At 41.4% G+C, this 15,187-nt stretch carries 13 protein-coding genes; 3 read left to right on the top strand and 10 right to left on the bottom strand.

Annotated elements, in window-relative coordinates:
- Window positions 1-29: 29 nt before the first annotated feature.
- Window positions 30-461, bottom strand: a complete 432-nt coding sequence (locus AB5Z52_RS01595; protein WP_003126280.1) for a Fur family transcriptional regulator — start codon at window positions 459-461, stop codon at window positions 30-32.
- Window positions 462-554: 93 nt separating this feature from the next.
- Here AB5Z52_RS01595 and AB5Z52_RS01590 point away from each other — a divergent pair, with 93 nt between their 5' ends.
- Entirely contained in the window at window positions 555-1,403 is an 849-nt protein-coding gene (locus AB5Z52_RS01590; RefSeq protein ID WP_003126279.1) for a pyruvate, water dikinase regulatory protein, read from the top strand.
- Window positions 1,404-1,502: 99 nt separating this feature from the next.
- Here AB5Z52_RS01590 and thrB read toward each other — a convergent pair whose 3' ends face one another.
- From thrB to trxB, 6 genes are all read right to left on the bottom strand, one after another.
- On the bottom strand, window positions 1,503-2,372 hold the full coding sequence (gene thrB, locus AB5Z52_RS01585; protein ID WP_003126278.1) for a homoserine kinase: 870 nt from the start codon (window positions 2,370-2,372) through the stop codon (window positions 1,503-1,505).
- Window positions 2,369-3,427 (bottom strand): threonine synthase, encoded by a 1,059-nt coding sequence (gene thrC / locus AB5Z52_RS01580; RefSeq protein ID WP_003126277.1) that lies wholly within the window; start codon window positions 3,425-3,427, stop codon window positions 2,369-2,371. The genes thrB and thrC overlap by 4 nt, the downstream gene beginning before the upstream one ends.
- 3 nt (window positions 3,428-3,430) lie before the next feature.
- Window positions 3,431-4,666: a homoserine dehydrogenase gene (locus tag AB5Z52_RS01575; RefSeq protein ID WP_003126276.1), complete on the bottom strand. Its 1,236-nt coding sequence runs from the start codon at window positions 4,664-4,666 to the stop codon at window positions 3,431-3,433.
- Between the two features lie 116 nt (window positions 4,667-4,782).
- A complete protein-coding gene (locus tag AB5Z52_RS01570; protein WP_003126275.1) occupies window positions 4,783-5,076 on the bottom strand; it encodes a metalloregulator ArsR/SmtB family transcription factor in 294 nt (97 codons plus the stop codon).
- 230 nt (window positions 5,077-5,306) lie between these two features.
- On the bottom strand, window positions 5,307-7,034 hold the full coding sequence (locus AB5Z52_RS01565; protein WP_005471201.1) for a phospho-sugar mutase: 1,728 nt from the start codon (window positions 7,032-7,034) through the stop codon (window positions 5,307-5,309).
- Between the two features lie 146 nt (window positions 7,035-7,180).
- Window positions 7,181-8,113: a thioredoxin-disulfide reductase gene (gene trxB, locus AB5Z52_RS01560; RefSeq protein WP_003126271.1), complete on the bottom strand. Its 933-nt coding sequence runs from the start codon at window positions 8,111-8,113 to the stop codon at window positions 7,181-7,183.
- Window positions 8,114-8,299: 186 nt separating this feature from the next.
- Between trxB and AB5Z52_RS01555 the strand changes: the two genes are divergently transcribed.
- The gene (locus AB5Z52_RS01555) at window positions 8,300-9,685 is read left to right on the top strand and encodes an MATE family efflux transporter (RefSeq protein WP_137264523.1); all 1,386 of its coding nucleotides are present in this window, start codon (window positions 8,300-8,302) and stop codon (window positions 9,683-9,685) included.
- A gap of 380 nt (window positions 9,686-10,065) precedes the next feature.
- On the top strand, window positions 10,066-10,539 hold the full coding sequence (locus AB5Z52_RS01550) for a glutathione peroxidase (protein WP_005471196.1): 474 nt from the start codon (window positions 10,066-10,068) through the stop codon (window positions 10,537-10,539).
- A 104-nt stretch (window positions 10,540-10,643) separates the two neighbouring features.
- Here AB5Z52_RS01550 and AB5Z52_RS01545 read toward each other — a convergent pair whose 3' ends face one another.
- The 3 genes from AB5Z52_RS01545 to AB5Z52_RS01535 all read right to left on the bottom strand — a co-directional run bounded on the left by AB5Z52_RS01545 (window position 10,644) and on the right by AB5Z52_RS01535 (window position 15,018).
- Window positions 10,644-12,101 (bottom strand): family 1 glycosylhydrolase, encoded by a 1,458-nt coding sequence (locus AB5Z52_RS01545; protein WP_003126268.1) that lies wholly within the window; start codon window positions 12,099-12,101, stop codon window positions 10,644-10,646.
- A 73-nt stretch (window positions 12,102-12,174) separates the two neighbouring features.
- A complete protein-coding gene (locus tag AB5Z52_RS01540) occupies window positions 12,175-13,608 on the bottom strand; it encodes a 6-phospho-beta-glucosidase (RefSeq protein WP_003126267.1) in 1,434 nt (477 codons plus the stop codon).
- Between the two features lie 33 nt (window positions 13,609-13,641).
- Window positions 13,642-15,018 carry a 6-phospho-beta-glucosidase gene (locus AB5Z52_RS01535; RefSeq protein WP_003126266.1) on the bottom strand — a complete coding sequence of 459 codons (1,377 nt, stop codon included), beginning with the start codon at window positions 15,016-15,018 and terminating at the stop codon, window positions 13,642-13,644.
- Window positions 15,019-15,187: the final 169 nt, after the last annotated feature.

The following is a 15,187-nucleotide window of genomic DNA, read 5'->3' as shown; positions in this document are numbered from 1 at the left end:
TTCCTGATTCAATCTTAGAATCCGAACAATCAGCGACAATCTTCACATCTGCCTAGAATTTCAAAACGATGGCCTTCGATACTGCACCCGGGCAATTGTTCTTGAAAGAAATCCATTGGACAAATATGCAGCTCTTTTGTTTTGCCACAAACCGTGCAAATAAAATGATGATGGTGATGATCTTCCAATTCCACGCAGCAATTATAACGAAATTTCATTTCTCCATTCAATTCAGTCTCTTCCAAGATGCCAATCTCAGAAAAATCATGAAGGTTCCGATAGATCGTGTCATAACTTAGACCCGGGTATTCTTCAGACATGAAATCATGGATTTCTTTTGCCGGCAAATAACGGTTGCGTTTCACTAAATAAGTAATGATAGCTTCTCTTTTTTTGGTATATTTATAGCCATGTTCTTTTAATATCGACATAGCTTGCTCAATCAATGGTTGATTTTTCATCGAATCCCTCCAGTAAATCAAAATCATTCCGATTTTTAGCGATCGTAAGTATGGTATAATGAAATTATCAAAAATGCAAGAGAGGATTTTACTATGAACCCACAAGAAACGATTGTCACGATTTTTGTCTTGTCCGATTCAGCAGGAGAAACGGCCTCCAAATTAGCTCAAGCAACCATGGCACAGTACCCAAGTGTTGAATTCAACTTATTTCGGCGTACCTTTATTCACACCAAAGAACACTTGATCCAGGCGTTGACTGATGCCAAAAAACACGATGCCATTATTTTGCACACACTGATTAACGATGAGCTAGTCTCGCTAACCAATCACTTTTGTGAAGAAGCCGACCTATATCATTTTGATGTATTGACTCCTCCTGTCACCGAGGTAGAAAAACGCACAGGTGTCGCTCCGTCGCGAGAACCCGGCGCATTGCATCATTTAAACAAAAATTATTTCAAACGTATCAAAGCAATGGAATTCGCTGTTAAATACGATGATGGAAAAGACCCACGAGGTTTTCTCGAAGCCGATGTCGTTTTGTTAGGTGTTTCCCGAACATCAAAAACACCGCTAAGTCTTTTCTTAGCCAACAAAAACTTGAAGGTGGCGAATTTGCCTCTTGTGCCCCAAGCACATATTCCTAAGCAGTTGTGGGAAATCGAACCGAGCAAAATCGTTGGGTTAACGAATGATCCCGACGTTTTAAACAGCATACGCAAAGAACGGATGCGTTCTTACGGATTGAATCCAGACACGGCGTATTCAGATATTGAAAAAATCCGGGCTGAATTAGAGTTTGCCAATGATCTTTATCAAAAATTAGGCTGCATCGTCATTAATGTTGCCTCTCTTTCAATTGAAGAGACAGCTTCCATGATTTTGAATGCATTGAATTTGGAAGACCATAGTTACTACACGTCAGAAACAGAAGAATAACCAGCCACATACATTTTAGACAAAAAGATCCCCAGAGTAATGGTCAGCTAGACTGTACCATTATTCTGGGGATTTTTGCTTGTGTCAAATCAGAAAAGTCTAAAAGACTTGGACGCCTTCGCGATCGATCTGCAGCTGTTCGATTGCTGCATTGGTTTCAAGCGCATGGAGAAGGCGGCAGATCTTATCTGCCTTTTCGGGTGGGACAATCGCTAAGACAGTTGGTCCAGCCCCACTCAGGAAGCAGCCATAGCCGCCTTCTTCTTCACAAATTTGGCGGATCGTGGATAAATGCGGAATTAATTTTTCACGATAGTTCTCATGAAAACGATCCGCCTGCATCATTTTACCTGCTAAAGGTAGATTCCCTTTGATCACTGCTGCGATCATCACATTGGCGATTGCACTGGCTTCAACAGCAGTTGAAAAGTCCAGTGTTTTAGGGAGGACATTCCGACTAGCTTCTGTCAACAATTGTTCTTGCGGAATATAAGCAACAATATTGCATTCCGGAAAATGATGTTTAACAACATAAGTTTGTTTATGTTCATGATCAAAGGCCGTAATCAGAAAATCGCCATAAATTGCCGGTGCCACATTGTCGGGGTGGCCTTCAATGGCCGTTGCAATATCAACTTTCTGTGCATCACTTAAGTTCAGGTGTCCTAAACGATTGGCTAATTCGATTCCAGCCACGATAACCGATGAACTGCTGCCTAATCCCCGTGCTAAAGGTATATCTGAGTACATGCGGATTTTACGCGGTGTAAGTGTAGGTGCAAGCTTCAGCGCGACACGTAACAGCAGATTACTTTCATCATTAGGGATTTCACTGCCGAGTTCATGTAAGATCTCCCATCGGTCACTTTCTTCCATAATTTCAATGAATAGATATTTTGAGAGAGCAATCCCGCAAGAATCAAAACCAGGTCCTAAATTTGCACTGGTTGCAGGAACGCGAATCTTCATAGTTGAGACACTCCTTTACGCAGGTGTTGCCGCATTTCTTCTAGATCACTCATCTTATGGATCGCTACTTCGGTAGCCTGAATAGCTGTATCAGGATCTTTCAAGCCGTTTCCAGTAAAGACTGCCACTACGGTTTCACCAGGACGAATTTTCCCGTTTTTCACGTGCTGAATCACGCCTGCTAGTGAAGCAGCCGATCCTGGTTCAATAAAGACACCGTCTTGTGCAGCTACCTTTCGGTAAGCATTCAAGATCTCTTCGTCGGTTACAGCATCGATAAACCCTTTTGATTCATCACGAGCGGCTTCTGCTAGCTTCCAACTTGCTGGATTGCCGATCCGAATCGCTGTTGCGATTGTTTCTGGCTCTTCGATTACCGCGCCTTTTACGATTGCTGCGGCACCTTCTGCCTCAAATCCATGCATTCTTGGTAGTGAAGTCCCTTGTTTGTCATGCCATTCTTTGAATCCTTTCCAATAAGCAGAGATGTTTCCAGCATTTCCTACTGGAATTGCTAGTACATCTGGCGCTTTCTCCAACTGCTGGCAAATTTCGAAGGCAGCGGTTTTTTGTCCTTCCAAACGGTAAGGATTGACTGAATTCACGAGGGCCACAGCTTCTGTTTTGGCAATTTCTCTAACTGCTTTTAGTGCTTCATCGAAATTCCCGGGAATAGAAATAATATCCGCGCCATAAACGATTGCCTGTGCCAACTTGCCCATTGCGATCTTACCATCTGGAATCACCACATAGGCTTTGATTCCTGCTCGTGTCGCATACGCTGCTGCTGCAGCACTGGTATTACCAGTAGAAGCACAAACGATTGCTTTTGCGCCTTCTTCCACCGCTTTGGCTACTGCCATCACCATTCCCCGATCTTTGAAAGATCCAGTAGGATTTAGTCCTTCGTATTTCCCATATAATGTGATACCCAATTCTTCTGATAAGTTATTCAATGGAATCAGCGGTGTGTTTCCTTCTGCTAATGAGATTAGCGGTGTTTTTTCTGTCACCGGTAAATACTCTTTATAGTGCTTTAATAGTCCTTCATACATCTGCTACTCCTCCATTACTTTCATGATTTGGCTAATTCGACCATCTTCAAAAATCGATAATGCTGCTGTTAATTCCGAGGGACTCAATGGCTTCGTCAAAAATGCTTTCTTTTCCAAGATAGATTCTTGGTCGATCCAGTCCAATGTCTGTTGCTGCGCTGCTAATGGTCCAGTCAACGCAATGTAATAACGTTGACGAAGCTCATCTGGTACTGCAATCTGAGTCGGCTGTTCAAAGGTTAGAAATGATTCAGTGATCCCAGCAGATTTATTTTTAGCGATCTCCGTCACATCTGCCAGCACACTCGTTGCAGTAGGACGAGCCCCCGCTCCAGGCCCGTAAAGCATGGAACGATCGATGCCCGTACTTTCGATATACACGCCATTAAACTCATATTTGATTGAGGCTAGCGGATGGGGCTTAGGGACAAGAACTGGACCAACAGAAACAGCGACATGATTTTTTGGTGTCTTTTGTGCCGTACCAATAAGTTTCACTTCATACCCTAGTTGTTGGGCATAAATGATGTCTTCAATTGCTAATCCACGAATGCCGCCGATAGAAACATCTTTCATCTCGATCGTCATACCAAATGCAAATTTTGTCAAGAGGACCATCTTATAAGCTGCATCAATACCGTCCACATCATTGGTCGGGTCCGATTCTGCAAATCCTTTTGCCTGTGCTTCAGCTAGAACTTCCTCATAACTTAAGTTATCTGTTAACATTTTTGTCAGCATATAATTCGTCGTACCATTGACGATGCCAGAAATCGAGGTAATCGTATCGGGTAAATAATGCGTGCTTAATGTTCGCAAGATAGGAATCCCGCCTCCCACGCTGGCTTCATAATACAATGCAACACCGGCTTTTTTAGCAGCGGCAGTCAGTTCTGGGCCATGAGACGCCAAGAGATCTTTATTGGCGGTTACAACATGTTTCTTGTGAGCTAACGCACCAAGAATAAAATCCTTCGCAGGATCGATCTTGCCAATCAATTCCACAATGACATCGATGGACTCATCCTGATAGATTTCCTGAATATCACTAGTCAGTTCAAACCCGTATTTTTGGGCAATTGCGCTTTTATCATCATAAGGAGAGGCCAATGCTTTCGTAATAAAAATCTCGACACCAGTTCGGGCTGCGATTGCCTCTCTTTGTTCCGCTAATAGTTGGCAGACTCCAGTGCCTACGACACCCATTCCTAGTAGTCCTATATTTAATTGCTCTTTCATATAGCCTCCTTACCGAAAACGTTATTAAAAAATCGTTCATCCATTTTTAATTTTCTACTAGCATACCAAAAAGCATAAGAAAAAACTAGGACTTTCGAGAAATTCTCGTCCTAGTTTCAGCGGTGATGGATATGAGCGAATGTTTTTTGTAAGATGTCGACTACGTGCTTGTCATCTAAACTATATAAAATTGTCTTTCCTTGTCGTTCCGATTTTACGATCCGATTATCTTTCAATAGTTTCAATTGATGAGAGACCGCAGATTGTTCCATCATCACTTGCTCTGCGATCGAAGTTACATTACGTTCTCCTTCTTCTAAAGAAAGCAATATCTTCAAACGTGTAGGATCACCAAGCATTTTAAAAATTTGAGTGACTTTTTGGATATCTTCTTGATCTGGTTGAGTCATGCTGGTCTTCCTTTCTTGATGGTGAATAAAATTCTAGCTGGTTCAAGCATTCTTTGTCAAGCCCCATTGAAAACAAGGCGTCAAAATAAATGCAGGATCCACCCAAATACCTGGAAAAGAAGCAGCACATTTTCCTATAATAAGTTCTCCAAGAAGAACTGAATATCAGCAAAATAATCTATCTGATTCTCATCCAAGTATTTGAAAAGGATCTAGCTCTTGTTTATCGCTTAAACTTCTGTAATTTCATTAATGGCAGCTTCAAGTTCAGCAATTTTATTTGCTGCATCTTCAGAAGAGTTTCCTTTGACACCAATGTAAAATTTTATTTTTGGTTCGGTTCCAGAAGGACGAACCGCAATCCAGCTCTCATCTTCAAGAGTATATTTCAATACATCTGACGGTGGTGTAGTCATTTTTTGCATGTGACCATCTAAACCAACTCTTGTCAATTCTTTGAAATCTTCTGTTTGAACGACTGGTATACCCGCGAAAACTGATGGTGCTTTTTCTCGGAATGTTTTCATCAATGCAGTGATTTTGGCTGCACCTTCCATACCGCTCATCGTAACAGAAATCGTTTTTTCGGCATAATAACCATATTCCTCAAAGATATCTTGCAATCCATCATAAAGTGTTTTGTCCGATTGTTTATAAAAAGCAGCGACTTCAGCCAACAAGACAAGTGCTTGGATCGCATCTTTATCTCTCACAAAAGGTTTTACCAAGTAACCGTAACTTTCTTCAAAACCAAACATGAACGTATGGGAATGATCTGTTTCATACTGTTGGATTTTTTCGGCAATGAATTTGAAGCCAGTCAATACATTGACCATTTCAACGTCGTAAGACTGGGCAATCGCTGTTGGCAATTCACTAGAAACGATCGATTTTAGGACTGCTGCATTTTCCGGTAGTGTGCCGGCATTCTTGTGGGCTTCTAGAATGTAACGGATCATCAATGCGCCTAATTGATTTCCTGTCAATACTTGATAGTTTCCATCAGGCATCCGGACTGCAGCACCCAAGCGATCCGCATCCGGATCAGTTGCAATCAACAAGTCTGCGTCTTCTTTTTCTCCCAGAGCAATCGCATATTCAAAGGCAGAATGTTCTTCTGGATTTGGTGACTTGACTGTACTGAAGTTTGGATCCGCAACAGCTTGTGAAGGTTCAATAATAAATTGCTCAAACCCTGCTTGTTTCAAAGCTTTTTCACCAAGCATCCGACCTGTTCCGTGTAATGGTGTGTAAACTAATTTAAGATTTTTCCCTGTTGTCTCGATTAATTTTTGATCGATTGTCACTGTTTTGACTTCTTTTAGATACGCAGTATCGACCTCTTCGCCGATAATCGTGATCAATCCACTATGCTTTGCTTCTTCTTCTGATAAAACTGGAATTTCTAATGGATTTTCAATTTCTCGAACAAAAGCTGTCAAGGCGTCCGCATCTGCTGGAGGCATTTGTCCACCATCTTCGCCGTATACTTTGTATCCATTATAAGCTGCCGGATTGTGAGATGCTGTAATCATGATTCCAGTGAACGTATGCAGATAACGTACCGCAAAAGATAATTCAGGGGTTGGACGTAAGCTTTCAAACACAAAGGCAGGAATATCGTGTTTTGCTAATGTCTTGGCTGCTTCCATCGCAAATTCTGGTGAAAAATGACGAGAATCATATGCGATTGCGACACCGCGGCGACGGGTTTCTGGATCTTGTGTATCCATGAAGCGCGCCAATCCCTCTGTTGCTTGACGGACCGTATAGATATTCATGCGGTTGATCCCAGGTCCTAAGATCCCTCGCATCCCAGCAGTACCAAATTCAAGCGGCATATAAAAAGCATCTTGCAACATTTCTGGATCTTTCTCCAGTTCTGTTAACTGATCCTTCAACCCTGCTTCTAATTGTTGATGATTTTTCCATTGCTCATAAATTTGTTCCCATCCCATACAAAAACCACTCCTTCTAACTTTAAAATGACTATAATTTTAGTATAACACTACTTCTGTTTTTCTCAAAGAATAACCAAACGAAAATGCAAACGCACTGCTATCAAAAACGAATAACGTTTTATAAATAACAGTGCGTTCGATAATTATTTAACTGGTTGCTGGTCTTTTTGTGTTTCTATAAAATCAAATACTTGTTGGCCAGCGATACTGCCGTCCCCGACTGCTGTAGTGATTTGTCGTAAGCCTTTTTCTCGAACATCCCCTACCGCATAGACGCCTGGCATAGTTGTTTCCATCATTTCATTGGTTGGGATCCAACCTGTTTCATTCGTGAGTCCACTAGCTCTGAATGGTTCAGTCAATGGATCTAGCCCAACGTAGATAAAGACACCACCAGCCGCTTCTTCCGTTACTTCATTTGTTTTGACATTTCGCACTTGAACACCAGTTACGACCATCTCGTTGCCTTTGATTTCTTCCACGACAGAATCCCAAATAAATGAGATCTTTTCATTGGCAAATGCTCGTTCTTGGATGATCTTTTGCGCACGTAGCTCATCCCGACGGTGGACAATCGTTACTTCTGAAGCAAATTGTGTTAAGTAGATCGCTTCTTCGACTGCAGAATCTCCACCACCAACTACGATCAACCGTTTGTTGCGGAAAAAGGCGCCATCACAAACTGCACAATATGAAACTCCGCGTCCAGCGAATTCTTCCTCGCCTTTGACTCCTAATTTTCTATGTACACAGCCTGTTGCAATGATCACAGTTTTCCCTTGATAATTCTTGTCTTCTGTGCAGACTTCCTTGTACTCTCCATGATCCGTGATCCCTTGAACGATGCCATAGGCATTCTCCACGCCAAAGCGGATGGCACTTTCATACATTTTAAAAGCAAGTTCTGGGCCTAAGATCGAATCGAAGCCAGGATAATTTTCAACCTCAGCAGTATTATTCATTTGACCGCCAGGAGCTCCCCGCTCAATCATCAGAACAGATAAATTTGACCGTGACGCATACAGCGCTGCTGTCATGCCGGCAGGTCCAGCGCCGATAATAATTACATCATACATAATTGTTCCCTCCATTTTCGACTACCCATACTTTACTTTCAAAAAGAATTTCTGTCGAATGTTCTGCTTACAAAAAATAATAAGATATTCCCGTTTTTTTCTCTGAAAATTACATTGACTTTCTTTTCATTTTTTGTAAAATTTTCACGATACATCTATTATATAGAAAACGGGGAGTCCTTACAATTGAATAAGAAAAAACTTTTGAAAAGATCTGATCGGGAACTATTGTTTCTTAGCTGGCCGATTTTTGTTGAACTATTTTTACGTGTGATTATTGGGAATGTCAATGTATGGATGATTTCCCATTATTCTGAACCAGCAGTCGCTGCCGTCAGCGCAGCAAATCAATTGCTGAATCTGACCGTCTTTATTTATGGTTTCATCACTGTCGGTACGCAAATCATTATTGCTCAACTAATTGGTGCGAAGCAGCGAGATAAAATCCCTACTGTGATCAATACAGCACTTTTTGGTTCTCTATTCTTAGGTATTTTGATCAGCTTGATGTTTATCTTTGGCTCTGATCAATTGCTGCATTTTATGGGATTAGAAGAAGCATTGGTTGATTTGGGTCGCGGCTACCTGCAAGTATATGGCGGAAGCTTGTTTATTTCTTCGCTGACAGCTGTCATTATCGCGGTCATGCGTAGCCACAGCTTTACGAAACCTGCTTTGCTTGTACCGATGTTTGCCATTATCTTAGCTGTTATTGGTAACTACTTTGTACTTTACAGTCCTTTTGGCTTACCTAATTTCGGTGTAACAGGACTAGCTTTCTCCAGTGTCTTCGGCAATACGATTGGCTTGATTGTTGCGGCATTTTTACTGAAAAAACACGTTGGTTTTTCTGTTCTTTCTGCCCGATTGAAGTATTTATCATGGGACGTAATGAAAAATGTCTTAACCTATGGCCTACCTTCCTCAGGAGAATCTTTGTCTTATCAAGGAGCACAAGTGGTAGTAACGATGATCGTTGCGCAATTAGGTTCAAGCGTGCTGATTGCTAAGTCTTATGTTACAGCGATCACTCAATTTGTGTATTTGATCGCCTCGGCGTTAAGTCAGGGAAATCAAATCATGATTGGTCGTCATGTAGGCGCAGGAGAATTTGAGCGAGCACAAAAACGGGGCATGCGCACAATGATCATTGGCATCATCGCTTCTGTTACAATTTGTTTATTGACTTATCTCTTTATCGAACCGATTATGGGAATCTTTACTACCAATGCTGAAGTCATCTCAATCGCTAAAGGCGTATTTCTCGTTGAAATCGTCCTAGAGACAGCACGTGCGGTCAATATGATTCTAGTGGGCTCTTTAAATGCCAGCGGGGATGTTAAATTCCCATTATTCTGCAGTTTGATTGTTCTTTGGGTCATCAGCTTACCATTCTCGTACTCTTTGGCCATCGTCTTTAAATTTGGCTTGATTGGTGTCTGGATCGCTTACGCAATTGATGAAGCATTGCGGAGTATTTTAATGATTTATCGTTGGTATTCCGGTGTGTGGAAAACCAAATCGGTAGTCCATGGAAAAGAAATTGAAGGCGAAGTCGCTTCAGAAATCTAATGACTTGCTAAAAAGGTCATCTTTTCTGCCAATTAGACAATCGAATGTCAAAGCGAATAAAAGAGCGTGAAACAAAAGTAAAAAATACTTTTGTTTCACGCTCTAAACACGTCTAAACAGCGGTAGCCGAAACAATGTCTTCGGAAATAAGTCGAAATACCAAAAAATTGAAAAGCAATTTCCATATATTCCTCCTTATTTATCGAAGTTTAACACTTCTGATCCCAACCTTTTTTTGCTGCCTTGTGTCTATTTACTGCTGAAAGAAAATCAATTATTTTTGGTTTTTCCTCCAGATTGAAATATACTAATTACAAGTTTAGAACTACTGAACAATCAACAATTAGAAAATACTGTCAACTATCGAAAGGAGCAAAAAAATGTCAATTTACGCGTTTCAAGCCACTTTGGAAAACGGTGAAACCTATTCATTAGAACGCTATCGGGGGCAAGCCATCATTGTCGTCAACACGGCGACAAAATGCGGATTGAGCCCCCAATTCAACGAACTTGAAGAATTGTTCCAACGATATCGCGACCAAGGATTGATGGTCTTAGGCTTCCCTTCCAACCAATTCAAACAAGAAGTTCATTCTGCTAGTGAAGCTGCCGAAGCTTGTCGCACAACCTATGGTGTTGACTTTCCGATGCATCAATTGACAGTCATCAACGGAAAAGAAGCTGATCCGCTTTTTCAATACTTGGAGGAAGAAGCCCCAGGAACGATGGGGAAAGCGATCAAATGGAATTTTACTAAATTTTTAATTGATCGCAAGGGACATGTCGTTGAACGTTTTGCCCCTCAGACCAATCCAACCAAAATGATCCCTAGTATTGAAAAGGTTCTTGGCTAATGATCTAACCAGAAAAAACATCCACTCACTCATCGGTTTGCAACAGCAATGAATACTCTCTCACTGCTGTTTGCGCCATGAATGCGGGGATGTTTTCTTATTCTTTAAAGTTGTTCTCCATTTGAAGCAATCACTTCTTTGTACCAATCAAATGATTTTTTCTTTTTCCGGGCCAATGTTCCGTTCCCGTGATCATCCATGTCCACATAAATAAAGCCATAGCGTTTTTTCATCTCACCAGTTCCTGCCGATACAAGATCGATACATCCCCAAGGTGTATAGCCAATCAAGTCTACGCCATCAAGAGTTATCGCATCTTTCATGGCTGCAATGTGTTTTTTGAAATAATCAATTCGATAATCGTCATTGATCGAGCCGTCAGATTCCACTTTGTCTATGGCACCGAATCCATTCTCTACTACAAATAAAGGAAGATGATAACAATCAGACAATTGACACAATGAGATCCGCAACCCTAATGGATCGACCGCCCAGCCCCAATCCGATTCGGCTAAATAAGGATTTTTCACCGCAGGCATTTGGTTGCCGCCAACATACTTGACTGTTTCAGGATTTGCTGAAGAAGCGGTTGACATATAATAGCTAAAACCGATATAGTCAACCGTTCCGTTCGCAATGACCGCGTCATCTCCAGCTTCTTTTTTGATTTCGATCCCTTCACGTTCGAACTCTTTTACCTTGTGGGCAGGATAATAGCCTTTTGCTTGAACGTCAATATAGAATTCTTGTTCCCGATTGAATTGCAATGCAGCTAAAACATCCTCTGGATTAGCTGTCATCGGATAACTTGGAATATACGCCACCATCATCCCAATCATGAAATCCGGGTTGATTCGGTGTCCCATTTGTACTGCTTTAGCACTTGCTACAAACAAGTGATGAGCAGCTTGATACTTATGCTGCTTATCATTTTTATGAATACCAATTTGTGTCCAACTTCTCAAAAAGTTGATCTCGTTAAACGTCATCCAATATTTCACTTTATCTTGGTAACGAGTGAAGATCGTTTCGCAGAAAAACAAGAAATAGTCGATCACTTTGCGATTCGACCAACCATCATATTCATCCGCTAAACACATAGGAATATCAAAGTGATTGATCGTCACCACTGGCTCAATGCCATGCTTCAACAGCTCATCGAAAACTGCATCATAAAAAGCCAGGCCGTCTTCGTTGATCTCTCTGGTTCCTTTTGGACAAATCCGCGCCCAGGAAATAGACATCCGAAAACACTTAAAGCCCATCTCTGCAAACAACGCAATATCTTCCTGATAATGATGGTAAAAGTCTGTCGCCACATGACTAGGATAATACTGCTCTGGATCGATGTACCCAACGGCACCTTCAGGTAATTCGGTATCCCGAGTAACTTTCCCGATCTGGCCGTCTTTTGTTTTATAGGTAATCATTCGCGGCTGATCCATACTGCCTCCTGTAATGGCATCGAGGGTGCTTAACCCTTTTCCGCCAGAAAGATAGCCGCCTTCATATTGGTTCGCAGCTGTTGCGCCACCCCAAAGAAAATTTTTTGGAAACCCCATATTATCCCTCCATCGTAAAGACTATCAGCGGCTTTCTTCTTAGAATTCATCCAAGAAGAAGCCGCAAGCATGATTATTTGTTTGTTAAGTCTTCGCCATTTGAAGCAATGACTTGTTTGTACCAGTCGAAGGATTTTTTCTTTGTCCGTTTCAGCGTACCATTGCCTTCATTGTCGCGATCAACATAGATAAAACCGTAGCGTTTTTTCATCTCACCTGTTCCCGCAGAGACCAAATCGATACATCCCCATGTTGTATACCCTAATAGATCAACACCATCTTGTTCAACGGCGTCTTTCATGGCTTGTATATGTGCTGCAAGATAATCAATTCGGTAATCATCCTCCACATAGCCATCAGCATCTGGTGTATCAACAGCACCCAAACCGTTCTCTACAATGAATAATGGTTTTTGGTAACGATCATAAAGGTCATTCATAGTAATCCGCAAACCTAATGGGTCGATCTGCCAGCCCCATTCGCTTGCTTCCAAATAAGGATTTTTTACTGAAGCAAAAATATTTCCAGAAGTTTGTTCCAATAGCTCAGCATCTGTTGTCGATACCCGAGAAGAGTAGTAAGAGAATGAAATAAAATCAACTGTGTGGGCCTTCAATAACTCTAAGTCGCCTTCTTCCATTTTGATCTCAATCCCGTTACGGGCCATTTCCTTCAATGCATATTGTGGGTATTCTCCCCGAGACTGGACATCAATGAAGAAATAGTTTTCGCGATCTGATTTTCTTGATGCCCAAACATCTTCAGGCTTACTTGTGTAAGGGTAGTAGGCACCTGCAGCCAGCATACAGCCCACTTTATTTTCCGGATCTACTTCGTGAGCGATTTTCGTCGCAATCGCAGATGCCAATAATTCATGATGGGCCGCTTGGTATTTGACCTGCTCCACGTTGTCGCCTTCTTCAAAATAGAGGCCAGCTCCCATAAATGGCGCGTGAAGAATCATGTTGATTTCGTTGAAAGTTAACCAATATTTGACCAATCCTTTGTAACGATTAAAAATAACTCGGCATAAATTCTCATAAAAGCCTACTAATTCTCGTGAACGCCAAGCACCATATTTTTCTACTAAATGCATTGGACAATCAAAGTGCGTGATCGTTACCAGTGGTTCAATACCATATTTATGGCACTCATTGAAGAGATCCTCATAGAATTTCAAGCCGTCTTCATTTGGTTTTTGTTCGTCCCCTTTTGGAAAAATACGACTCCAAGCAATGGACAAACGATAGGTTTTAAAGCCCATTTCTCCAAATAAAGCAATATCTTCTTTGTAACGATGATACATATCGATTGCTTCTTTGGCAGGATAAAAATGATCCTCATCAAAATCAAACATTTTCATCTGTCCTGTGATGACTGGAAAACGATCTTTACCGATCGGTACAACATCGACATTGGCTAAGCCTCGCCCACCTTCGTTGTAACCTCCTTCACACTGATTGGCAGCAGTTGCGCCGCCCCATAAAAAGTCTTTTCTAAATCCCATTATTTCATTCCTACTTTCTTGATATTTTGTTGATTAATTAAGTGATTTTGCCAGTTCGTCTTGAACTTCGATTCCTTCTTTTTCCAAACGCTCAATCGTTGATTTAAAGTTTGGTAGATAAGCTTTGTGAGCAATAAATAATTCATCCATTACGCGTTTAGCTGTTTCTCCTGATGGCACCAATGGGTTAATGGTGAAAGCTTGTAATGCGGTATTGTAATCGCCAGTAACCGCTGCTTCGATCGTTAAAAGCTCCATAGCCTTCATTACTTGTAGCCAGCCTTTTTCTGCAGTCGGCAGCTCGCCAAAAGCCACATTGCGGGCACCTTGTCCCCCAACATACGCGGTAACTTCGACAACACAATCAGCCGGTAGGTCAGGAACAGCTCCCTCATTTTTGGTTGAGACCACGATCTGGGTATTTTTGTTTGCATAAATCGAGGCAATCGTTTCGCAAGCCGCATCTGAATAGTAGGCTCCCCCACGTTGCTGCAGCTGTTCTGGTTTATGATCCAATTCTGGATCTTTATAAAGTTCAAAAAGTTCTGCCTCTGTTTGCTTCACTTGCTGCGCTCTCGTTCCTACAGTCTGATATTCTTCCAGTGCATGCTTCAACATTTCTTCTTGACGATAGTAATAGCGATGATAACCGCAAGGAATCATTCTCATTTGTTCTAATTGTTCACGATAAAACGGCACATCAAAAATATTTTTCGGCAAACCATTATCTTCCTGATACATTTTATCAATAATATCCATCGTCACATCATTTCCGTGTGAGTCAGTGACTTTATGCCAATGGAAATGGTTTAAGCCAGCAAATTTGTAGATTAACTCATCCGGCTCTTTACCGATCAATGCAGGTTCGATCATGGTCGCCATCACAGGAACATTGCAAAGTCCAATCACTCTATCCCATTTCCCATAACGGACAACCGCTTCTGTGACCATGCCGCTTGGATTGGCAAAATTAATCAACCAAGCATTTGGACATAAGCGTTTCATATCTTCTACGATTTCCAGAATAATTGGTACTGTCCGAAATGCTTTAAACATCCCGCCAGGACCGTTGGTTTCTTGACCGATCATGCCATAATAGGCAGGAATACGCTCATCTTTGATCCGGGCATTCAGCAAGCCTACTCGAAATTGAGTCGTAACAAAATCTGCATCTTTCAAGGCTTCTTCTCGATCCAGCGTCATGTGGATTTTCACATCATAAGGAGAAGCATCCCACATTCGCTGTGCCATCGCTCCAACGATTGCCAGTTTTTCTTTTCCTGCTTCGATATCTACTAACCAAATTTCCCGAATTGGCAGTTCTTCATAGCGTTTGATAAAGCCTTCCATTAACTCCGGAGTATAACTACTGCCGCCACCAATGGTAGCGATTTTGATTCCTTTTGTCATTGTATTGCTCCTTTGCTATTTTATTTACACCCTTATTATCATTTATAAAATAATTCGATTCAATGTAAATTTATTATTTAGAAAAAGCGTTTGCAAATCTAGGGATATCTTGCGAGTGATTTGTAAAAAGCATTTACAAATCGAATGATATAAGGAATAATATTTATAT

Source organism: Enterococcus sp. RTP21361st1_A6_RTP21361_211029 (assembly GCF_040910045.1).
Classification (GTDB): domain Bacteria; phylum Bacillota; class Bacilli; order Lactobacillales; family Enterococcaceae; genus Enterococcus_D; species Enterococcus_D gallinarum.
This window is presented reverse-complemented; position numbering and strand designations above follow the sequence as displayed.